At 69.5% G+C, this 21937-nt stretch carries 21 protein-coding genes; 13 read left to right on the forward strand and 8 right to left on the reverse strand.

Annotated features, from left to right (window positions below; genetic code table 11):
- Window positions 1-182: 182 nt before the first annotated feature.
- Window positions 183-1085 (reverse strand): LysR family transcriptional regulator, encoded by a 903-nt coding sequence (locus ACFWPA_RS16460; RefSeq protein WP_378570980.1) that lies wholly within the window; start codon window positions 1083-1085, stop codon window positions 183-185.
- Between the two features lie 141 nt (window positions 1086-1226).
- On the opposite strand from ACFWPA_RS16460, the gene mqo reads away from it, so the two are divergent.
- Complete coding sequence (gene mqo, locus ACFWPA_RS16465) at window positions 1227-2645, forward strand: malate dehydrogenase (quinone) (protein ID WP_378570982.1); 1419 nt, start codon at window positions 1227-1229, stop codon at window positions 2643-2645.
- Between the two features lie 15 nt (window positions 2646-2660).
- Here the strand turns inward: mqo and ACFWPA_RS16470 are convergent, their stop codons facing one another.
- Window positions 2661-4235, reverse strand: a complete 1575-nt coding sequence (locus tag ACFWPA_RS16470) for an MFS transporter (RefSeq protein ID WP_378570984.1) — start codon at window positions 4233-4235, stop codon at window positions 2661-2663.
- A complete protein-coding gene (locus ACFWPA_RS16475; protein ID WP_378570986.1) occupies window positions 4228-4800 on the reverse strand; it encodes a TetR/AcrR family transcriptional regulator in 573 nt (190 codons plus the stop codon). The genes ACFWPA_RS16470 and ACFWPA_RS16475 overlap by 8 nt, the downstream gene beginning before the upstream one ends.
- Before the next feature lie 178 nt (window positions 4801-4978).
- Here ACFWPA_RS16475 and ACFWPA_RS16480 point away from each other — a divergent pair, with 178 nt between their 5' ends.
- Window positions 4979-5941 (forward strand): esterase/lipase family protein, encoded by a 963-nt coding sequence (locus ACFWPA_RS16480; RefSeq protein ID WP_378570988.1) that lies wholly within the window; start codon window positions 4979-4981, stop codon window positions 5939-5941.
- 15 nt (window positions 5942-5956) lie between these two features.
- Here the strand turns inward: ACFWPA_RS16480 and ACFWPA_RS16485 are convergent, their stop codons facing one another.
- Complete coding sequence (locus tag ACFWPA_RS16485) at window positions 5957-6844, reverse strand: hypothetical protein (RefSeq protein WP_378570990.1); 888 nt, start codon at window positions 6842-6844, stop codon at window positions 5957-5959.
- Between the two features lie 148 nt (window positions 6845-6992).
- Between ACFWPA_RS16485 and ACFWPA_RS16490 the strand changes: the two genes are divergently transcribed.
- From ACFWPA_RS16490 to ACFWPA_RS16510, 5 genes are all read left to right on the forward strand, one after another.
- Window positions 6993-9494 carry a nitrate- and nitrite sensing domain-containing protein gene (locus ACFWPA_RS16490; RefSeq protein WP_378570992.1) on the forward strand — a complete coding sequence of 834 codons (2502 nt, stop codon included), beginning with the start codon at window positions 6993-6995 and terminating at the stop codon, window positions 9492-9494.
- Window positions 9491-9904 carry a roadblock/LC7 domain-containing protein gene (locus tag ACFWPA_RS16495; RefSeq protein ID WP_378570994.1) on the forward strand — a complete coding sequence of 138 codons (414 nt, stop codon included), beginning with the start codon at window positions 9491-9493 and terminating at the stop codon, window positions 9902-9904. Before ACFWPA_RS16490 ends, ACFWPA_RS16495 begins: the two co-directional genes overlap by 4 nt.
- Window positions 9905-9911: 7 nt before the next feature.
- The gene (locus ACFWPA_RS16500) at window positions 9912-10301 is read left to right on the forward strand and encodes a DUF742 domain-containing protein (RefSeq protein ID WP_378509338.1); all 390 of its coding nucleotides are present in this window, start codon (window positions 9912-9914) and stop codon (window positions 10299-10301) included.
- Between the two features lie 18 nt (window positions 10302-10319).
- Window positions 10320-10889, forward strand: a complete 570-nt coding sequence (locus ACFWPA_RS16505) for an ATP/GTP-binding protein (RefSeq protein ID WP_378509339.1) — start codon at window positions 10320-10322, stop codon at window positions 10887-10889.
- Window positions 10890-11156: 267 nt separating this feature from the next.
- Window positions 11157-11708: a dihydrofolate reductase family protein gene (locus ACFWPA_RS16510; RefSeq protein WP_378570996.1), complete on the forward strand. Its 552-nt coding sequence runs from the start codon at window positions 11157-11159 to the stop codon at window positions 11706-11708.
- 47 nt (window positions 11709-11755) lie between these two features.
- On the opposite strand, the gene ACFWPA_RS16515 is transcribed toward ACFWPA_RS16510, so the two are convergent.
- The gene (locus ACFWPA_RS16515; RefSeq protein WP_378570998.1) at window positions 11756-12460 is read right to left on the reverse strand and encodes a DUF899 domain-containing protein; all 705 of its coding nucleotides are present in this window, start codon (window positions 12458-12460) and stop codon (window positions 11756-11758) included.
- 188 nt (window positions 12461-12648) lie between these two features.
- On the opposite strand from ACFWPA_RS16515, the gene ACFWPA_RS16520 reads away from it, so the two are divergent.
- From ACFWPA_RS16520 to ACFWPA_RS16530, 3 genes are read left to right on the forward strand one after another with little or no spacing between them, the layout of a single operon-like run.
- Window positions 12649-13110 carry a hypothetical protein gene (locus ACFWPA_RS16520; protein WP_378571000.1) on the forward strand — a complete coding sequence of 154 codons (462 nt, stop codon included), beginning with the start codon at window positions 12649-12651 and terminating at the stop codon, window positions 13108-13110.
- Between the two features lie 23 nt (window positions 13111-13133).
- Window positions 13134-13502 carry a YciI family protein gene (locus tag ACFWPA_RS16525; protein ID WP_378571002.1) on the forward strand — a complete coding sequence of 123 codons (369 nt, stop codon included), beginning with the start codon at window positions 13134-13136 and terminating at the stop codon, window positions 13500-13502.
- Between the two features lie 6 nt (window positions 13503-13508).
- Entirely contained in the window at window positions 13509-14756 is a 1248-nt protein-coding gene (locus ACFWPA_RS16530; protein WP_378571004.1) for an RNA polymerase sigma factor, read from the forward strand.
- 17 nt (window positions 14757-14773) lie between these two features.
- Here ACFWPA_RS16530 and ACFWPA_RS16535 read toward each other — a convergent pair whose 3' ends face one another.
- On the reverse strand, window positions 14774-15463 hold the full coding sequence (locus ACFWPA_RS16535) for a hypothetical protein (protein ID WP_378571006.1): 690 nt from the start codon (window positions 15461-15463) through the stop codon (window positions 14774-14776).
- A 225-nt stretch (window positions 15464-15688) separates the two neighbouring features.
- Between ACFWPA_RS16535 and ACFWPA_RS16540 the strand changes: the two genes are divergently transcribed.
- Window positions 15689-17998, forward strand: coding sequence for an ATP-binding protein (locus ACFWPA_RS16540; protein WP_378571008.1), 2310 nt, complete (start codon window positions 15689-15691; stop codon window positions 17996-17998).
- A 191-nt stretch (window positions 17999-18189) separates the two neighbouring features.
- A complete protein-coding gene (locus ACFWPA_RS16545; protein WP_378571010.1) occupies window positions 18190-18864 on the forward strand; it encodes a DUF998 domain-containing protein in 675 nt (224 codons plus the stop codon).
- Window positions 18865-19473: 609 nt separating this feature from the next.
- Here ACFWPA_RS16545 and ACFWPA_RS16550 read toward each other — a convergent pair.
- Complete coding sequence (locus ACFWPA_RS16550) at window positions 19474-20349, reverse strand: RNA polymerase sigma-70 factor (RefSeq protein WP_378571012.1); 876 nt, start codon at window positions 20347-20349, stop codon at window positions 19474-19476.
- On the reverse strand, window positions 20346-20984 hold the full coding sequence (locus ACFWPA_RS16555) for a carboxymuconolactone decarboxylase family protein (RefSeq protein WP_378571014.1): 639 nt from the start codon (window positions 20982-20984) through the stop codon (window positions 20346-20348). The genes ACFWPA_RS16550 and ACFWPA_RS16555 overlap by 4 nt, the downstream gene beginning before the upstream one ends.
- Window positions 20985-21385: 401 nt before the next feature.
- Between ACFWPA_RS16555 and ACFWPA_RS16560 the strand changes: the two genes are divergently transcribed.
- Window positions 21386-21667 (forward strand): hypothetical protein, encoded by a 282-nt coding sequence (locus ACFWPA_RS16560; protein WP_378571016.1) that lies wholly within the window; start codon window positions 21386-21388, stop codon window positions 21665-21667.
- Window positions 21668-21937: the final 270 nt, after the last annotated feature.

The raw sequence follows: 21937 nt of genomic DNA on the forward strand, positions 1-21937 counted from the left end.
GTGTTTTCGTCGAGTTGCCACGCCTGTACCCGGTTGGGTGTGGTGAGTAGCTCGTCGAGGTCCATGTCTCGACGTTACTCGTATGTGTGTTCGATAGCAAGGGTGTTCGAGTGTGGATGTGATTGATGCGCAACAATATTCGGATCTGGCAAGTTGGGGAATCAAAGAGTACGAGGTGGACTTCACCGGAGGAACCTGCACGCGCGCTCGGTGATGTGCTCGTGCAGTCGCGTCGCGGCGGTCGTCGGCCGGCTGCTGCCCGTGGCGAGGCCGATCGTCCGGTCGCCCATGCCGGTCAGGGGAATGGTCACCAGGCCGGGATGCGGGGTCTCCGCTGCGGGCAGCACGGCGACGCCGAGGCCGTGCCCGACGAGCGCCCGGATCGTCTCGAACTCGCTGATCTCGAATGCGACCTGCGGGGTGAATCCCGCCTCGGCGCAGCGTGAATCAAGGACCTGCCGAAGGTGATAGGTCGGCGGGTTGGCGATGAACCGTTCCCCGGTCAGCTCCGCGAGATCGACCCGGCGGCGACCGGCCAGCCGGTGGGCGCTGGCGACGTGTAGCAGCAGCCGCTGACGGCCAAGGACCGTCACGGGCAGGTCGTCGGGTGGTGGGATCATCACGGCGAGGTCGAGGTGGCCGTCGCGCACCATCCCGGCGAGCGCCTCGCCGTGCGCCTGGACGAGGTGCAGCCGGATGCGCGGTGCCACCCGGTGGAAGTCGGCGAGCAGGGACGGGATGCTCACCGGGCCGAGGGTCAGCGGGAAGCCGAATCGGACGAGTCCGCCGTCGGGGTCGGCGTTCCCGCGGACCGCGGACACGGCGTCGTCGAGCGCCGCCACCAGGTCGCGGGTTCGTTCGTGCAACTCGCGGCCAGCGGTGGTCAGGGTGACCCCGCGGCCGAGGTGTTGAAACAGCGGCACGCCCAGCGTGTCCTCAAGCGATCTGATTCGTCTGCTCAGCGACGACTGGGGCACCCCGAGAAGGTCCGCGGCGCGGGTGAAGTGCCCCTCGCGGGCGGCGGCGTCGAAGGCGGCCAGCTGGGGTATCACCGTCGCTGCCTCGTCCGGCAAGAACCGTTCCATATTCGGATCATAAGCAGGCGATTACGTCATTGGACGGATCAGTCTCGTCGGAGCACGCTGGGGAGACCATCACCTGCGACAGGGAGGGTAACCATGAAGCACAGTGAATCAGCAAGCACGGGAACGGAAATTGGTGGGGAGGTGGCCGACGTCGTGCTCATCGGGGGCGGCATCATGTCCGCGACGCTGGGGGCGTTGCTCTCCCGGGTGCAGCCCGACTGGTCGATCGTCCTGCTCGAGCGTCTCGACGACCTGGCCGGGGAGAGTTCGGGGCCGTGGAACAACGCGGGCACCGGCCACGCCGGGCTGTGCGAGCTCAACTACATGCCCGACCCCGACGACCCGACGACGCCTGAGAGCATCGGGCGTCGGTTCGGTCTCTCCCTCGAGTTCTGGGCGGCGCTCCTCGACGGCGGTGATCCTCCCGCGGCGGCGTCGGTCGTCACCCCGACCCCGCACCTGAACGTCGTCTTCGGTGCCGCCGACGTCGACTACCTGCGGCGCCGCGTCGCCACCCTGCGCCGTTCCCCGCTGTTCTCGGCGATGGAGTACACCGAGGATCCCGAGCTGATCCGACGGTGGGCGCCGCTGATCATGGACGGCCGAAGCGGCGACGGACCGATCGCCGCCACCCGCCACCAGGCAGGAACCGACGTCGACTTCGGTGCCCTGACCCGCGCGCTGGTGGACGCCATGACCGCCCGCGGGGCGCGGGTCCGCCTGCACCACGACGTCACCCGGCTGGCGCGCGGCGACGACGGGTTGTGGTCCGTGACCGGCCGGGACCGGAGCGCAGGCACCGGGTTTCGGCTCCGGTCCCGATTCGTGTTTGTCGGCGCGGGGGGCTACGCGCTGACCCTGCTGCAGCGGGCCGGGATCCCGGAGGTGCGCGGGTATGCGGTCTTCCCGCTCGGCGCGCAGTTCCTGCGCACCCGCACCCCCGATGTCGTGTCCCGGCATGACGCGAAGGTCTACGGGCAGGCTGCGGTCGGGGCGCCGCCGATGTCGGTGCCACACCTCGACCGGCGCGTCGTCGACGGCTGCCCGGCGCTGATGTTCGGGCCGTACGCGACGTTCAGTACCCGGCTCCTCACGCACGGCAGCCTTCTCGACCTGTTTGCCACCGTCCGACCCCGGAACATCGTGCCGCTGCTGGCGGTCGGCGTCCGGAACCTGCCGCTGGTGCGGTACCTGGTTGGGCAGCTGCTCGCGTCGCGGAAGCGAAAGGTCGCGCAGCTCAGGCGGTTCTATCCCGAAGCGGACCCGGCCGACTGGGAGCTGGTGCAGGCCGGGCAGCGTGCTCAGCTGATCAAGCCGGACCGCCGCAGGGGCGGGGTTCTGACCTTCGGGACCGAGGTCGTGGCCGGTGCGGACGGCACCATCGCCGGTCTGCTCGGCGCCTCCCCCGGCGCGTCGGTCGCCCCGTCGGTGATGGTCGATCTGCTCGCCGCCTGCTTTCCCCGGCGCGTCGAGGGGTGGGCGCCGGTGCTGCGGGAACTCATGCCGGGAGTAGAGGACCTGGCGCCGATTCCGCAGGGCGGCAGGGACAGTCGAGGGTGACCCGTCCTGACGCCGTCAGTGGTGCTGCACCGTGATGTCCACGTCCCGGGGCGTCAGGGCGGCCACCAGCGCGGCCACCCCGAGGAGCGCGACCCCGCCGAGCAGGCCGATCGTGGTGAACGATTCGGTGAAGGCGTCCTGCGCGTGGACTGCCAACTCGGGGAGATCCGCCCGGCTCGCGACCTCCATTGCGCCGCCGAGGGATTCCTCGGAGACGCGGACGGCGGCCGACAACTCGTCGCTCGGGGGCAGGCCGGCGGTGACGGCGTCGAGGTGTAGTCCGTCGCGGTAGACGAGGGCGGCGACGCTGCCGAGGATCGCGACGCCGAGGACGTTGCCGAGGTCGTAGGCGGTCTCCTCGATCGCGGCGGCGCTGCCCGCCTTCTCGGGCGGGCTGCCGGACATGATCAGCGCCGACGCGATCGCCAGCGAACCCGCGCCGGCGCCGAGCACCGCGAGCGCGGCGGCCACCCACCCGTAGCCCAGCGGCGCCGGGGCGAGGTACAGCAGCAGGAAGCCGATCCCGGAGACGGCCAGGCCGCCCGCGAGGACCGCGCGGGCCCCGATCCGGGTCGCCAACGCGGGCGCGGTGATCGAGGTGACCGCACCGCCCGCCGCCAGCGGCAGCAGGTGCACGCCCGCGCTCAGCGGCGAGCGACCCTGCACGAGCTGCAACCACTGCGCGCCAAGCAGCAGCAGCGCCGCCATCGCGAACATCGCCGCGAGCGCGGCGACGGTGCCCGCCGTGAACGACCGCCGGGTGAACAGGCGGACGTCAAGCAGCGGGTCGGGCCTGCGCAGGCAGCGCATCGTGAACCAGGTCAGCAGCCCGGCGCCCGCGGCGAACACGGCCCACGCGGTCGGGTTGGCGATGCCGTGGTCGGGGTAGTGCTTGGCCATGTTCTTGATCGCCCATACCAGCGCAACCATGCCCGTGATCGACAGCAGCGACGCGAGCAGATCCCAGCGTCCGGCGGTCGGGACCCGTGACTCGGGCAGCAGCCACGCGCCGAATGCCAGACCGACGACCATCAGCGGAACATTCACCAGAAACGCGGCGTGCCAGGAGAAGTGCTCGAGCAGCAGGCCCCCGACGATCGGGCCGATCGCGGCGCCCAGCGCGGTGACGGACGCCCAGATGCCGAGCGCGGTGGCCCGCTCCGCGGGGTTGCGGAACACTACGCGCACCATCGACAGGGTCGTCGGCATGATCATCGCACCGCCGAGGCCGAGCAGCGCGCGGACCGCGATCACGGCCTCCGGGCTGTCGGCGACCAGCACCAGCATCGACGCCACCGCGAACACCGCGAATCCGGCGAGCAGCAGCCGCTTGCGACCCCAGCGGTCGGCGAGCGCGCTGGCCGACACGAGCAGGCCCGCCAGCACCAGCGAGTAGGCGTCCACGATCCAGAGCTGTTGCGTCGCAGACGGTTGCACGTCAGCGGCGAGATCGGGTAGCGCGACGTTGAGGACGGTCATGTCCATCACCACGGCGAGCAGACTCAGGGACAACACCGCGAGCGCGGCCCACCGGCGCGCGGGTGGCAGGTCGACCTCGTCGGCGACGGCCTGCATGGTTCGGTCACTCATCGTCGTGCTCCTCGATCCGCAGGAGGGCCGCCGCCGCCGCGGCGAGGAACGGCTCGGATAGGGGGGTGTCGTGCAGCAGGGCGTGGGTGGCAGCGCCGTCGGTGAACACAGCGAGCGCGACCGCGGCGTCGCGGCCGGTGTGGACGGACAGCACCTCGACCAGGCCCTCGAACCACGTCGCCGCCAGCTCTCGCAGGCTGTCCTGGTGCAGGGCGGCCGCGTAGGTCGCCGCATCCGCGCGTACCCGGTCGGTGTTGCTGACGTACTCGAACAGGATCCGGCCGACTGTCGCGGGCGTCGGACCTGCGGCCGCCAGCTGGTCGGCGATTTCCCGCAGGTCGGCGGCGGCGCGGTCCCGCAGCAGCGTCAGCGCCTCGCACCCCAGCGCGTCGAGGGAGGTGAAGTAGTAGGTCGTCGAGCCCAGTGGCACCCCGGCCCGCTGCGCGACGTGCCGGTGCGTCAGCTCGGGCAGCCCCCCGTCGACGACCAGGTCGGCCGCGGCCTCGACGATCGCCCGGCGGCGGCCCGCGGGGTCGCGTCGCGCCCGGGTCCGTTCCTCCGTCATGCCCACCTCCCGATTGTGTACAGACGTACACTACGCCCGCTTATGTACATATGTACACGAAATTGGCGTCGGCGGCACGGCGGGCCGCGCAGGCCGGGTGATCCGCCGCGTTCGGCCTCCGGCGCGATCCGACCGGGATAGCCTGACGCGATCATGTCCTGAAACGGGGGGAGTGGTCATGCGGCGGAGCCTGACCCGGCGGGTGCCGGGATCGATGCTGATGCTGGTGGTTCTCGCGATGCTGTGGTCCGCGGCCGGAGCGGGCACCGCGCGGGCCGAGCTACCGGTCGACTACAACTTCTTCGCCGGGGTCCCCGCCGAACTCGCGAATCCAGGCGGGTCGCTGCCCGGCTCCAACGACTGGTCCTGCACCCCATCCGCCGCGCACCCGAACCCGGTGGTGCTGGTGCATGGCACATCCGGTGGCGCGCAGACGAACTGGGGTGCGTTCGTTCCGGCCCTCGCCAACGAGGGGTACTGCGTGTTCGCGCTTACCTACGGCGCGCTGGACGTGCCGTGGCCACTCTCGGCAATGGGCGGCATGCGGCCCATCGAGGAGAGCGCGGGCCAGCTGGCCGCCTTCGTCGACCGGGTGCGTGCGGCGACGGGCGCCGAGCGGGTCGACCTGGTCAGTCACTCCCAGGGCAGCGTCGTCGGCAACTACTTCGTCAAACGGCTCGGCGGCGAGGGTCGGGTGGACAGGTTCGTGTCCATCGCGGGTCCGTGGCAGGGGGCGTGGGGCGACCAGATGGACCTGTGGCGGGGGATCGGGCAGCGGTTGGGCGTCGAACCCGACGACCTGGACGGGATGATGTCCATGAGCGTCTGCGCCGCGTGCTCGCAGCTGGTCGGCGGATCGCAGTTCATGCGGGACCTGAACGCCGACGGCGTCTACGCGCCGGGCGTCGACTACACGAACATCGCGACCGTCTACGACGAGATCGCCTACCCGTACACCAGCGGCCTGATCGCAGCGCCCAACGCGGTCAACATCGTGGTGCAGGACGGCTGCCCGACCGACTTCTCCGAACACCTCGCGATCGCGGGCAGCCCGCGCACCGCCGGCTTCATCCTCAATGCGCTCGACCCCGCGCACCCGCGGCCGGTGGGCTGCGAGTTCGTGCCCCCGGTCACCGGCTGACGCGGGACGCGGTGGTCACCGGCCGCCGCCGATGCTGGGGTTCTGCGCGGAGATCGACCGCGGCGTCAGCCGCTTCTGGTCGGAGCCGTCGGGATTCATCGACGCGAGTTCCGGTCGGGTCGGGACGGAGGTGTCGGTGACCGGCTCGCCGGTGGGAGTGGTCGCGCGGGTGTAGAGGATGCGGGTGCCGTCGGGTGTGAACTCCGGGTGCACGGCGTAGGTGTCGGTCAGGGGCGTGATCGCACCGCCCGCCGCGGGCATCGAGTAGATCTCGGAACCGTTGTTGCCGCCCCGGTTGCTGGAGAAGACGAGGGTGGATCCGTCGGGCGAATAGGCGGGATCCGCGTTCCAGAACTGGTCGCGCAGGACCACCGTGGACGGCCCGCCGGTCACGGGTGCCTCGACGAGGTAGCCGCTGACGGTCACCAGGATCCGCGAGCCGTCCGGTGAGAACGTCGCCACCGTGCCGTGCTCCGCGAGATCGACCACCCGGGCATTGGTTCCGTCGGTGTCGACGATGGTGATGCTCTCACCGCCAGCGGTGGTGAACGCGAGCATGGAGCCGTCGGGCGAGTAGACGGGTTGGTATCCGCCCTCGTACACCGTGCGCACTGCGCCCGATTTCAGGTCGACGATGTCGATGAATCTGCCGGCGCGGGTGTAGGCGAGTTCGGTGCCGTCCGGTGACAGCGCGGCGTACCCCGCCCTGCTGTCGACGGTGTCGTCGGCCACGGTGGGAGTCACCTGCCGGACCCCGCTGCCGTCGATGTCCATCACGAATACCTGGCCCCACCCGTCGTCGAACGACACGACCACCGGTGCCGGGTCCGCGGGTTCGCCCGCGCATCCGGTCACGACGACGCAGGCGGCGGTGAGGGCGAGTGCCGATCGCGGGAGACGCATCCGGTGATCATCGCACCACCGACGATCGGTCGTCGGGCGCGCCAACCCGGCGGGTAGAGTTAAACACCAAGCGGCCCAATCGAATCAAAGGGCAGGGACGGCCGGGGGCGAATTACACGCTGGGTATTTGACCGGTTATATTCCCCCGATGCTGAAAGTGCGCCTCGGTGTCCGGGCCCGGGTCCTGGCCATCGCATTGGTCCCCAGCCTGGCGTTGCTCGGGATCGGTGTTGGCACCACCGGATATCTGATTCGGGAGAGCCGCCAGGCCGAACAGTGGGCGGCGGCGAACCTGGATGCCGTGATCCACGCTCGCGACGTCGTCGACGGCGTCGAGCAGGAGCGGATGCTGACCCTGTGGCAACTGGCCGGGCAGCGGGGCGATCCGGCCGTGCTCGACGAGGTGCGGCGCGGCGTCGACGCCGCGTTCATTGCGCTGGCCCCGTACTCGGTGCGGCTGCAGGAGGTGTCGCAGGGCACCGTCGGTGCCGACACCGGCGGCTTCGACACCCTGCTCGCCAGCCTGCCCCAGATCCGCGGTCAGATCGACGCCGGACGGATGTCGATCGAGGACACCTTCGGCCTCTTCAACACCATCCTCGACGCGGTGGCGCTGGGTACCACGCTCATCACCTCCAACGCGCCCGACGCGGGGACCGGTGTCGCGCTCCTCAACGGCGTCCGGGTGCTGCACGTGATGGAGGGAATGTCGCGGTCCGCGGCGCTCACCGCCGCCGAACTGGAGGGCAGGCTCGTTGGCGGCCCCCTGCACGACGACTACCGAAACCTGGTCGGCTCCTACCGGACCGCCCTCCCGCAGCTCGCCGCGGATCTCGGCGCCGACCCGGCCGCCGCGAAGATCCGGGCGGTTCTGGCGTCTCCCGCCTGGCAGCAGGTGGGGGAGATGGAGAGCTACCTCATCGCGCCGCCGGAGGCGGACCGGACCGGTGACGAGCCGTCACCGCCGATGACCTTCGCCGAATGGCGCACCGCGCAGGAGCAGCTGTCGGCGGGCGTGATCGACGCCTGGAAGGACCTCAACGACCGCGCCAATGCGATCGCCGTCGACGAGGGCCAGCGCACCGCCGAGACCTCGCTGTGGGTGGGTGCCGCGGTGCTCGGGCTCACGATCCTCGCGTTCCTGCTGTCGTTGTGGTTGGCGAACCGGCTGATCGGGCGGCTCAAGCGTCTCCGCAAGGAAACGCTTGACCTGGCCGAGGTTGAACTGCCCGACACCATGCGCCGGCTGAGGGCGGGCGAGCACATCGACCCCGAGCCCGCGCACCTGAACTTCGGTAGCGACGAAATCGGTTCGGTGGCACAGGCCTTCAACCGAGCGCACGCGGCGGCCGTGTCCGCAGCGGTCACCGAGGCCCGCACGCGTGAGGGGGTGCGCGCGGTGTTCCTCAACCTCGCCCACCGAAGCCAGATGGTGGTGCACCGGCAGCTCGAGGTCCTCGACGAGGCCGAGCAGCGCCAGGAGGATCCGGCCCTGCTGGAGACGTTCTTCCGACTCGACCACCTGGCGACCCGCGAACGCCGCAACGCCGAGAACCTCATCATCCTCGGCGGCGGTGAACCCGGCCGTCAGTGGCGGAGCCCGGTGCCGCTGGTCGACCTGGTGCGCAGCGCGATCGGCGAGAGCCTCGAGTACACCCGGGTGTACACCCGGCGGGTGCCGCAGGTGTTTATCGTCGGCAACGTGGTCGCCGACCTTATCCACCTGCTCGCCGAGCTGGTCGACAACGCGACCGCGTTCTCCCCGCCGGCGTCCCGGGTCGAGGTGAGCGGCAACGTGGTCGGCAAGGGCGTCGCGATCGAGATCACCGATCAGGGCATCGGCATGTCCGCCGAGGAACTCGACCGCGTCAACGAGATGCTGCGCAACCCGCCGGACTTCTCCGTCGAAACCCTGTCGGCGACGTCCCGGCTCGGCCTGTTCATCGTGTCCCAGCTGGGGGCCCGGCACGGCATTCACATCCATCTCGTCGATTCCGAGTACGGCGGCATCCGCGCGATCGTGCTGCTGCCGCACTCGGTGGTCGCCGGTGATGCGGCGCCCGTGACGGGACACCTGCCCAACCGGTTCGCCGAGCGTCCGGCCGCGCAGCCTGCCGTCGCGATGCCGGAACTCGTTGCCCCGGACCGCGGATCGGCGGTGGGTGGCGCACCCACGCCGCCGGCTCCGCAGGTTCACATGCCGACGCCGACGCCGCAGGCTCCGATGCCGACCGCAGATCAGCCGGGGCGGACGACGACCCGGTCCCAGGCGTGGACCGTCGACGAGCGCGACGGCCGCACCCCACCCGCCGTGCGCACCGAACCCGCAGGATCCACCGGGTCTACCCCGGTGTACGACCCGCCGACCGTCACCGTCGACACCGAGGCCCTCACGACGAAGTCGTTGCCGGACAGCGGCGGCGAGGGGCGGCCGAGCCTGCCCCGCCGTCGCAGGCAGGCAAATTTGGCGCCGGAGCTGGCGCACGATGGCCGGGCCGAGGCGGAGCCGCAGCAACCGCCACGGTCGGCGGAACAGGCACGAGATCTGATGTCCGCCATCGCGTACGGTACGCAGCAGGGTCGGCAGCCGGATCCCCAGGCCGGACAGACATCCATGGACGAGACGGAAGACGAAGGACGCGGACGATGACGACTTCTCCCTCAGGTGAACTGAACTGGCTCCTCGACGATCTGGTCAATCGTCTCGCCGGGGTGCGCTACGCGGTCGTGCTGTCCACCGACGGGCTGCTGCTGGGCCGGTCGACGGCCATGAGCAGGGAGGACGCCGAGCATTTCGGCGCCATGTCGGCCACCCTGCACGGGCTGGCACGCAGCGCGGGGCAGCGCTTCCAGGGCGGCGCCGTCCGCCAGGCGGTCATCGAACTGGAGAACGCGGTCCTGTTCGTGACCGCCGCCGGCAACAATGCGTGTATCGCATTGCAGGCCAACGGGACCGCAAACCTGGGTATGGTCGCGTACGAGATGAACCTGACCGTGCAGCGGATCGGCAGCCACCTGTCCACCGACCCGCGTGCGGCTGTCGCCGAGCACGGCGCATAGAGGGGCGGTGACACGAATGGGTCAATCGTGGTTCGATGACGCGGCCGGACCCCTCGTCCGCCCCTACGCCGTCACCCGCGGTCGCACCGTCGGCGCGGGGCACGAACTCGACATGCTCACCCTCGTGGTGACCGCGTCCCATGCCCCGCGGCTGCGGCATGCCGAGGCCGAGTACACCGAGATCCTGCGGTTGTGCCGCGACGCGCAATCCGTCGCCGAGGTCTCGGCGCACCTGCAGCTGCCGCTGGCGGTGACGAAGATCCTCGTCGGCGATCTGATCACCGAGGGGCAGTTGGTGTTCCGATCCCCGGCCAGCAGCGACCCCGACGACGGCATGGCCGGGCTCGGCGACCTGAACATTCTGCACGCAGTCCTCGATGGAATCCGAAAGCTGTAGACCACAATGCATGACGATGTGTCCTCAACCGACCTGGCTGCCTCGGTCAAGATCCTGGTGGCCGGTGGTTTCGGAGTCGGCAAGACCACGATGGTGTCCTCCGTCAGTGAGATCACCCCGCTCCGCACCGAAGAGATGATCACCGAATTGTCCACCGGCATCGACGATCTGTCGGGCGTGGAGGGAAAGACCACGACCACCGTCGCCCTGGACTTCGGTCGTATCACCCTCGACCAGAACCTGGTGCTGTACCTGTTCGGCACGCCGGGGCAGGACCGCTTCTGGTTCCTCTGGGACGAGCTGGTCCGCGGTGCGCTCGGCGCGGTGGTGCTTGCCGACACCCGCAGGCTGGAAAACTCGTTCGCCGCCATCGATTTCTTCGAGCGGCGCGGCGTCTCATTCACGGTCGCGGTGAACTGCTTTGAGAGCTCCCAGGCCTACACCGTCGACGAGGTCCGCGAGGCCCTCGATATCGACGCCAAGACGCCGATCGTGCTGTGCGACGCGCGTGACCGGGAATCGTGCAAGACCGTGCTGATCACCCTCGTCGAGCACCTCATCGCGCGGGCGGGCGCCTCGGTGGCCTGAGCGGGCGGCCTCGCGGCTATGTGTCGGAAGGCCTGCTGCGGATGGCGCGCAGCGCGAACCGCGCCAGTGCCGCCGCGGCGACGGCGGCCAGCGCCGCCACCGCGATTCGTGTCATGACCGTCGGGTGCGGAACCTTGAGTTGCGGGTGGCAGCGGCCCCCGGACTACCCGCGTTGCTTCGCCACGGTGCGTGATGCATCCGGGTGTCGTAGCCTCCGGGAGAAGCCCGCACCGATGAGTTCCGGACGGACCGGAGGTCTACCCGTTCATGAGGAAACTGATCTACGGATACGGCGTGTCCCTCGACGGCTATGTCAACGACCGCGACGGCAGCATCGACTGGACCGAACCCGACGACGAATTGCACCAGTTCCACAACGACCGGTACCGCGAGCTGGAGCTGTCGCTGCACGGCCGGCGGCTCTACGAGCTGATGGCCGAATACTGGCCGCACGTGCCCGACGACGCGTCGAGCATCGAACGCGACTTCGCCGAACTCTGGACGCAGAAGCCGAAGGTCGTCTTCTCCCGCACCCTCACCGAGGTGCACTGGAACAGCCGCCTCGTCCGCGACAACGCGGTCGAGGAGGTGCGCAGGCTGAAGGCCGACGGCGACGGCGTCTTCGAGGTCGGCGGCGCGGATCTCGCCGCGTCGCTGATCCCGCACGGGCTGATCGACGAATACCAGGTGTTCGTCTCACCGGTGGTGCTCGGCGGCGGCACCCCGATGTTCCCGCCGTTGGACCAGCGACTGCGGCTCCGCCTCGTCGAGACGCGGCGCTTCGAGACGGCGGTGCTGCTGCGTTACCTCGCCGAGTGAGGACCGCCAGCCCCGCACCGGGCCGTCGGGTCCGCGGGTCGCCGTCCCTAGCGGGCGTCGGTGGCCGGGCCGTAGAGCCGCGCGACGTCCGGGGAGTCGAGCCACCCGGAGTAGGTGGGCGATTGCGGCCACCCCGCGGGGGAGTCTTGCCATTCCTCCTGCCTGCCCCACGGCAGGAGGTCGATCAGCGCGAACGTGTAGCTGAGTTGCTCGGTTCCGCGGCCGGTGGTGTGCCAGGTGCGGTACACCGTGTCGCCGTCGCGCAGGAACACGTTGACGGCGAACCCGCCGCCGGGTGGTGCGTCGACGTCGGCGCCGAACGAACTCTCCGCGGACGAGTACCAGTCCATCCGGTTGCCGACCTTGGCCCGGTAGGCCAGCGCCTCGTCGATGGGCCCGTTGGTGACGATGACCATGCGGGCGTCGTAGTTGTCGAGGACGCCCAGCCGGGTCCACTGCGTGGTGAGGCCGGTGCAGCCACCGCACTGCCACTGTGCGCCGTCGGACCACATGTGGTGGTAGGTGATGAGCTGCGAGCGTCCCTCGAACACGTCGACGAGTCGAATCCCCCCGTCCGGGCCGATCAGCGTGTAGTCGGGCAGTTCAACCATCGGCAACCTGCGGCGCTGCGCGGCGATCGCGTCGAGTTCCCTGGTGGCGGCCTTCTCCCGCGTCCGCAGGTCGGCCAGCGCGGCCCGCCAGGACTGCTGGTCGACGATCGGGGGTAGCGCGCGTGCGGTCTGGTCGGTCATGGCCTCTCCCGGAATCGAAGGATCTGTCCTCCAGTGTGGACCGGATGCGGGCCGGAAAGTCATCGCTCGCCGTCACTGAAGGGATCGCACCGAGCCGACCGGAAATAACTTCGTCCGCGGATGTCGAAGCCGGTCACTCGGCAACGAGGTAGCCGTGAACGACCCGATGCCGACGAGAGGACACCACCATGACGATGCACGAGAACGAGAACGAAATCACCCAGCCGGTACCACCACCGGCCGCGAACCTCCAGCGTCTCGACCGGCTCGTTGGCACGTGGCGGATCACCGGCGGAGCCGAGGGGACCGTGACCTATTCCTGGATGGAGGGCCGCTACTTCCTGATCCAGCAGGTCGACCTCGAACAGTTCGGTGAGTCGATCATCGGCACCGAGATGATCGGCAACCTCCGTCCCTTCGGCGAGGCACCGGGCGCGGACGTCGTGTCCCGGTTCTACGACAGCCAGGGCAACACGCTGGACTACGTCTACGAACTCGACGGTGACACGTTGACGATCTGGGGCGGGTCGAAGGGCTCGCCCGCGTACTTTCGTGGGACCTTCAACGCGGACGACACCGTCCTCGACGGTGAATGGGTGTACCCGGGGGGCGGCGGCTACCCGTCGACGATGACCCGGACGGCGCAGTGATTCCGATCGAGCGAGGAGATCCGATGAAGTACATGCTGTTGGCGTACACGAATCAGGCGGAGTGGGACGCCGTGGATGTGACGAGCCCGGAGTTCCTGGCCATGTGCGAGTTCTACGAGAACCTCGAACGCGAACTCACCGATACCGGTGAACTCGTCATGACACAGGGACTGTCGGATCCGTCGCTGGCCAAGACCGTGCGCAGGGTGAACGGGACGCCGATCGCCTCCGACGGTCCGTACGCCGAGACCAAGGAGGTGCTGGCCAGCTTCTCCATCATCGAGTGCGCGACGCACGACCGTGCACTGGCCATCACCGCGCGCATCGTGGAGGCGATCGGCGACACCGTCGAGCTGCGACCGGTGATGGAAGGCGATCCCACCGAGGTCTGAACGACCGTGGACGAGGTCACCTTCGGGCACCTGCTGCGCGATCTCGCGCCGCAGGTGCTCGGCGCGCTGGTGCGGCGGTACGGACACTTCGACGTTGCGGAGGATGCCGTGCAGGAGGCGCTGCTCGCGGCGGCGCTGCAGTGGCCGGGGGAGGGGGTGCCCGCCGATCCCCGACCCTGGCTGATCCGGGTCGCGTCGCGGCGGATGGTCGATCAGCTGCGCAGCGATCAGGCTCGACGGCGCCGCGAGGACGGCGCGATTGTGCGAACCCCGGATGACGAATTGCGGGCGCCGCCAGCGGATGTCGGCCCGTCGGCCGACGAGGACGACTCGTTGACCCTGCTGATCATGTGCTGCCACCCGTCGTTGAGCGGCGCCTCGCAGGTCGCGCTCACCCTGCGTGCGGTGGGCGGGCTGACCACCGCCGAGATCGCCAGGGCCCTACTCGTGCCGGAATCGACGGTCGGCCAACGCATCAGCCGCGCGAAGGCCCAGATCAAGCGTTCCGGTGTCGCCTTCGCACTGCCGCCGCAGCACGAGCGGGCCGATCGGCTCGACGCGGTCCTTCACGTGCTGTACCTGATCTTCAACGAGGGGTACACCAGTTCCTCCGGTCCGAGCCTGCATCGCGTTGAACTGTCGTCCGAGGCGGTCCGCCTCACGCGGATGCTGCGCGAGACCGTCCCCGACAACGGGGAGGTGGCGGGGCTGCTCGCGCTGATGCTGCTCACCGATGCCCGCCGGCCTGCGCGCAGCACCGCCGATGGACGGCTGATCCCGATGGCCGAGCAGGACCGCGGACTGTGGAACCGCGACGCCATCGACGAGGGCATCGGGATCGTCACCGACGCGATGTCGCGGACGGCGCTGGGCCCCTACCAACTCCAGGCCGCCATCGCCGCGCTCCACGCGGAGGCGCCCACCGCGGACGCCACCGACTGGATGCAGATCCTCGGCCTGTACACCCTGCTTGAGACGGTCGCCGACAATCCGGCGGTGACGCTCAACCGAGCCGTGGCGACGGCGATGGTCTACGGACCTCGGGCGGGGCTGCGGCTGCTGGGCACCGTGGACGGCGACCCGCGGTTGTCCCGGTCGCACCGACCCGACGCGGTCCGCGCCCATCTGCTCGAGCTGACCGGCGACCTCGACGCCGCCGTTGCGCTCTATCGATCCGCCGCCCGCAAGGCAACGAGCATCCCCGAGCAGAACTACCTGCGGGCGCGGGCGACCAAACTCGGGGATGCGCGCTAGCTACCTGAGAACCACGCCTACAGCGTGCCGTTCTCGATGTCGCGCTTCATGGCCTGCTGATTCTCGAGGTGCGCGGCGACACCGTTCTTCACCGCGTAGTCGATCAGCACCGCGGGGGCCCGGAACACCAGGTGCTGGACGACCGTGGTCGTGCCTGCGTTCTCGGTGAACGTGACCTTCTGGTTGGTGATCACGCCGGGCGCGTCCCAGGTGTCGGTGGTGTACCAGCGTTCCGCGGCGTGGATCCGCTGCTGCCCGACGGTGCGTGCGGGAATCGACGCCGAGCCGGCGGGGATGTCCTCGAGGGCGATGAACTCCCAGACCTCCGCGTCGCCGTCGGTGTAGGTGCGGCGGTCGACGATGCCCGTCAGGAGCGGGTGTCGGCCGAGGCTGTTGTACAGGTTCGAGTACGCCGGGAACACCCGATCGGCCGGCGCATCGATCTCAACGGGCAGGTCGACGGTCACGGTCGACAGCGCCCAGTCGGCCTGGCTCAACTCGAGCCGGTAGGCCGCCCACGAGGCCTCCCATTCCAGGTCCACCGCGGACGAGGACGAGGACGAGGACAGGGAACCGGTGTCGGCCGCGGCGACCCCCACCCCCATGTTGCCCAGCGCGATCCCGGTGACGAGGGCGCAAGCTGCGAGAAGCTTGGGTACCTGCTTCCCGGACCGCCGGCCACCGAGCTGCTCAGGACGTTCGACCATTCTGTTTCCTCACCCGTCGAGACCGTTGCCGCCCTTCGGCAACCGAGCGAATGATACGCGGACCCACCGCCCGGCGAGTCGTATGGGATCAATCCCGGCAGAACACCTTTCGACTGCTCGAACGTCGACCCGACCGCGTTGCGGCCACTCGGATCCGGGGAGCGATACCCTTGCTGCCTCAGGTCCGCAGGGCAGTGGCGTCGCGATCAGGAAGGGATGTCCCCTATGCAGTCGGGAGTCCGGGTGCGGGTGGGCAATCTCCCGCACGAACTCACCAATTTCGTCGGCCGTCGCCGTGAGCTGACGGAGGTGCGTCGGCTGCTGTCCGAGTCGCATCTGGTGACACTGACCGGGATGGGCGGTGTCGGCAAGACCCGGCTGGCGCTGCGGGTCGCGGCGAACCTGCAGGACGACTTCGAGGACGGGGTCTGGCTCGTCGAGCTCGGGGCCCTCCCCGAGCCGCACCTGCTGGCGGACACGGTGGTGGCCGCGCTCGGGCTCCGCGAACGCGCGGCCCGGTCGCCGCTCCCGCTGCTCATCGACTTTCTCGCCGACCGGCGCGCGCTCATCGTGCTCGACAACTGTGAGCACCTGGTGGCGGAGGTCGCGGAGCTGACGAAGGCCGTCCTGAGCGCCTGCCCCGAGGTGCGGATCCTGGCGACCAGCCGGGAGGCTCTTGCCGCGGGGGAGGAGGCGGTGCTGAGGGTTCCGCCCCTGACGGTTCCGGATCCGGGTACGGCGGCGTCGCTGCGGAGTCTCGGTGGGTACGAGGGTGTCGTCATGTTCGAGGCGCGTGCGCGCTCCGCGGTTCCCGGGTTCGGCCTGACGGTGGACAACCAGGCCACGGTCGTGGAGATCTGCCAGCGGCTCGAGGGCCTGCCGTTGGCGATCGAATTGGCTGCCGCCCGGCTGCGCGCACTGTCGCTGCAGCAGATCCTGCTTCGGCTCACCGACCGCTACCGGCTGCTGACCACCGGCACGCGCGTCGCCCCGTCGCGGCAGCAGACGCTGCGGCTGTGCATCGACTGGAGCCACGGCCTGCTCGGCGACCGGGAGCGGACGTTGTGGCGCAGGCTGGCGGTGTTCGCGGGCGGCTTCGAGGTCGACGCCGCAGCCGAGGTCAGCGGCTTCGCCGACGGGGAACTGGCGGACGTGCTCGGCTCCCTGGTGGACAAGTCGATTCTGATCCGGGAGGAGGCCGGCGGGGTCACCCAGTATCGGATGCTCGAGACGATCCGCGAGTACGGGCTGGAGCGGCTGACCGAGGCCGACGAGTCGGCGCTGCTGCGGCAACGGCACCACGACTGGTGCGAGCGGCTGACGCTGCAGGCGGAGGCCGAGTGGATCGGGCACCGGCAGCTGGAGTGGCTCGCCCGGTTCGACCGGACCCGCGCCGACCTGCGCGCGGCGCTGGAGTTCAGCGTCACCGCCGCGGCGAAACAGGATGCGGCGCTGCACATGGTCATCGCGGTCTACCCCTATTGGGTCTCCCGCGGCCTGTACAGCGAGGGGCGGTACTGGATCGAGCGGGCGCTGGCCCGGGCCGACGGCGCGCCCGCCGCGTCGCGAGTGACGGCGCTGTGCCTCGGCAGCATGCTGGCGTTGATGCAGGGCGACGTTCCGGCGGCCCAGACGTGGACCGATGCCGCGTGCGCCCTGACGGACCCCGACGACGATCCGGGTGCGGCGGCGTTCGCGGTGTCCGCGACCGGCTACCTCGCCACGTTCTCCGGTGACTTCCCGCGCGCGACAGAGCGTTTCGAGGAGGCCCTGCTGACGCTGCGCACCGAGGGCAGCCCGCTGGCACGGGTCGGGACCCTCGTCGGACTCGCCATGGCGTGCGGGCTGTCCGGGGACCCGCGGCGCGCGATCGCCTGCCACGAGGAGGTGCTCGCCCTCACCGCAGCGGACGGGGAGTCCATGTACCGGTCCTATTCGCTGAGCATGCTGGGACTGGCCGTCTGGGAGGAGGGCGACACCCCGCGCGCGACTCAGCTGATTGAGGAGGGGATGCGGCTGACCCGACTCGTCGACGATCCGCTCGGCCTCGCGATGTGCTTTGAGATCCTGGGCTGGATCGCCGCCGACCGGCCCGAGCGGGCCGCCACGCTGATGGGTGCGTCGGCATGGGTCGGTGAGGCAGCGGGCAGCCCCACGATCGTGATCCGGGACCTGTTGGGCCACCACGATCGCATCGTTCGCGAGTCGACCGATGCCCTCGGCCAGTCGTCGTTCGATGCCGCCTTCGCGCGCGGGCGTGGACTCTCCGTCGACGCGGCGATCGCCTACGCGCTCGGCGAGCAGGCACCAGTCGGGCCGCGTGCGAGCGCGCCGACAACGAAACTCACCCGACGGCAGCGGGAGATCGCCGAACTCGTCGCGCAGGGAATGACCAACAAGGCCATCGCGCAGCAGTTGGTGATCTCGCAGCGCACCGCGGAGGGGCATGTGGAGAACATCCTCACCAAGCTGGGCTTCACGACCCGTGCGCAGATCGCGGGATGGGTTCACGGGGGTGCGGGGCAGCAGACCTGACGGCCGCCGTCCGCCCCCTTCCTGACCGCCCCCCTTCCTGACCGAATGTGGGATTCGGTCACTTAGGCCGACCGAATCCCACATTCGGTCAGGGGGTGGGGCCTCCACCGCCGCGTGCCGTCGTGTGTCGAAGTCCGTCGCTCGGCACCGAGGTAGCGGTGGAAGACCGTTACCGACGAGAGGACCGCGCCATGACGAACGTCGATCACGCAACGACCGGCAGGAAATCCGCCGCCGGCGGAACCACCACGACGCGGCGCCTGCTGGCGTGCGGAGTAGCCGCAGGCCCGATCTACCTCGCGGTGGCGGCCGTGCAGGTCGTGACCCGCGACGGGTTCGACCTGACCCGCCACCCGCTCAGCCTGCTGAGCCTGGGCCCCGGCGGGTGGATCCAGATCGCCAACTTCGTCGTCAGCGGCGTGCTGTTCGTCGCGGGCGCCGTCGGAATGAGGCGGGCGATGACCGCTGGCATCGGCCGGACCTGGGTCCCGAGGCTGATCGGCTTGTTCGGGTTCAGTTCGGTGTGGGCCGGGGTGTTCGTGGCCGACCCGATAGACGGCTTCCCCACGACCGCGGGGACATCCGACCCGACGGTGTACGGCGTTCTCCACAGCATCGCACCGGTGGTCGCGTTCCTCGCGCTGATCGCCGCGAGCATTGTGCTGGCACGACGGTACCTTCGCGAGGGTCGGCGCGCGTGGGGCGTGTACAGCGCGGTCGTGGGCGTCACGCTGCTCGCTCCCGACCTGTTGCTGGGTCGCGACGGGTTCTCCCTCGCCCTCGCTGTGGCCGCGGTCGTGGGCTGGACCTGGGTCTCGGCGGTGGTCGCGGACCTGCTGCGCACCACCGGCGGCTACCTCTCCTGAATGTCCGCGACGAGCTTTCCGGCGAGCACATCGGAAGGTCCGGCGCCGTCTCGGTCGAGGATCCGCCACAGCGTCTTCTCGGTTGTCGTCCTTTGAGCGACGTTGCCTGACAAGGGGAGAGCGTCACGGCACCGATCGCGCATCGCGGGCCTCGCTCGGGTGGGAGCTACGGCACCGTCCAGGTACCGCCACCCGGCAGCAGCGTGGTCGGGGTCAGTGGGTAGCCCGGCGCGCCGCCTGCCGTGACCGCCGCAACCAGGATCCCGGAACCGGTCTCGGCCGCGTGGTCAGGGCCCGGCGTTGGCGCATAGGTTGAGGACCAGACACCGGCCACACCGGCCGAGCCGGTCGTGAGATTGCGCCAATGGACGACACATACGCAGTACGGCGTCTCGGTGCCGAGGAACACGGTGGTGCCAGGGGCGGCCGGATCGGTTCGGGCGGTGACGTGCTGGGCAACAGGTGGACCTGGGAATCCTGTCGGTCCTGTGGCGAGACCGACGACCGGGATCGGGGGGAGCGTAGACGGTCCAGCCTCCAGCGCAGGTCCGTGTCGATAGAACGAGAAACTGTGGGCACGTATGCCGGTGGTGAACTTCGGCCGAGTTGCTACCGTGCCAGCTCCGCCTCCTCGTCCAGTCGGCCGAGCTTGTACGGGTTCGCGATCGAGAAGATGCGGGTGATCCGTCCGTCCTCGATCGCGAAGCTGATCGCGCCAGCGAGCGCGCCGTCGATCTCGCCCCGGATCGCCGGATGGCCATTCACCCATGTGGGCCGCGCCTGGAACGGCAGGCCGAGCTTCGCGAGGCCACCGAGCAGGTAGCGGCTGATCTTGTCGGCGCCCACGATCGGGTGGCGAGCCGCGCCGCGCACGAAGCCGCCGCCGTCGGCGACCGACACCACATCGGGTGCGAGCACATCCATCAGGCCCTGCAGGTCGCCCGAGTTCACCGCGGCGACGAAACGGGCGACGACCGCCTCCTGTTCGGCTCGATCGGCCGTCACCCGCGGTCGCCGCGCGGCGACGTGTTCCTGTGCGCGGTGGGTGATCTGGCGAACGGCAGCCGTGGTCTTGCCGACCGCGGCGGCGATCTCGTCGTAGGGCACGTCGAACACCTCGCGCAGCACGAACACTGCGCGTTCGGTCGGCCCGAGTGTCTCGAGCACCGTGAGCATGGCGATCGACACATTTTCGGCGAGTTCGATGTCGTCTGCGACATCCGGGCTGGTGAGCAGTGGCTCGGGCAGCCACTGCCCGACATACGACTCGCGTCGACGCGACATCGTGCGCAGTTGGTTCAGTGCCTGGCGGGTGACGATCCGCACGAGGTAGGCGCGTTCGTCGCGTACGCCTGCGTGGTCGACGGCATTCCACCGCAACCACGACTCCTGCAGCACGTCCTCCGCGTCGGCCGCGGATCCGAGCAGTTCGTAGGCGACGGTGAAGAGCAGGGGGCGGTGGGTGACGAACGCGTCGTCGGTCATGATGTCGAGCCTACGGCCTTGAACGTGGTATCCGGCGGCTGCGGCCCGGGGGCAGACGCCGCGGTCGCCCGGGTCGCCAGAGGCGGGAGCTGACACGTGTCGGCGTAACCTTCCGAGTGGATCCCGAGGGCGACGTTCATCCGTGAACTCATGTTCATGAAGGCGACTTTGGCGGTGAGCTCGATCAGCGCGGCGGGGCCGAGTTCGGTGAGGAGTGCGGCCGACAATTCGTCGGTGACGGTAGGCGGTGTCTGGCTCATCGCCTCGGCGTATTCCATGACGTGGCGTTCGACCGGCGTGAACACCGACGCTTCGCGCCAGTTCGGCACCTGCCGGGCTTTCGTCTCGTCGAGCCCGTCGTTGTGAGCTTTGTAGTAGTTGAAGTCGAGGCACCAGCTGCAGCCGATGTAGGCGGCCGTCGACATCGCGGCATAGCTTGCGAGGTTGCGGTCGAGCTCGTCCAGCGCCTCGATCTTGCGGCCGATGCCCATTGACGCCCGCATGAGCGCGGGATGGTGGGCGAACACGCCCATCGAGTCCGGGACTTGGCCGAGCATCCGTCGGGATGCGATCTTCACGATCGTGCCGAAGAGTCCGGTGAGTTCGGTTGGCGGGATGCGGGCTGGTGTGGTCATCGTGTCCTCCTGGGGATCGTCGACGGCCGGGGTTCTGCCTCCCGGGTTGTCCGTCGACATGAAGACACCGCTCGGCGCGTGGTTGTGACATCCTGCTCGACAACGCCCCGACAGAAGTCCGGCCTGAATCGTCGTGGTTGGCCGACACCGAATGGCGAACAGGCCGCGCCCGGACCCCTGGCCCGCTGGCACATTGGTGGATCCGCTCGATGACGGGGTTGGACCGCCCTCCAGACGTTCGGGTGCTCGCGTTGTCCGCGACCGCCAACAGGGCTCCGGGGTCGGCCAGCAAGGCCGGCGAACTCGTCCGCTCGGTCGCGCACTCTCGCGTAGCCGGGTGTCGTCCAGGCCAGCCGTGTCGCGGATCGCGACTGCGTGCTCGCTTCAGCGAGAATCGGAGTGTGACTGCCAATGATCCACCTGACGGCTATCGTCCCCTGCCCGGCGAAGATCCGATCACCCTCGAAGTCGAGGGTGAGGTGTTCACACTCAGCATGCGGGATGACGGTGGGTGTGACTACGACTGGGAGTCAGGACCGAACCAGGGTTACGGATTTGGTGGCGGTCCGGTGAGGACGGTCGGCGACCCGGACGCGCGGTATTTGAAAAGCATGGACGAACACCGCGAGTCGATCAGAAGCTTTCTCTCCGACATCAACCCCGAGACTGGATACCTCGACTGACACCGGCCGGCGCTGAACCAGTGTCGGACGCAGCCCGCCGCGGGCCGAACGTGTGCGGGGCGGTATGGCGCGAACCGTCCGGCGTCGAGTAGCGCACTTGCCAGCGACCGGAGGGCAGACGGCGGAAGGTTCCGAACGACCAGGGGCGTGAGGGCATGAAATCGCGGGCTTTCCAGTCGGCGTGGGCACGTAGTGGGCACGCACGCGATTACGTGGTGCCCGGTACCCGCTGCCGTAACGTTCGCCCTGCCCTAAATGCGGTGCTCACCA

This window comes from Rhodococcus sp. NPDC058505 (genome assembly GCF_042720095.1).
In the GTDB taxonomy this organism is placed as follows: Bacteria; Actinomycetota; Actinomycetes; order Mycobacteriales; family Mycobacteriaceae; genus Rhodococcus_G.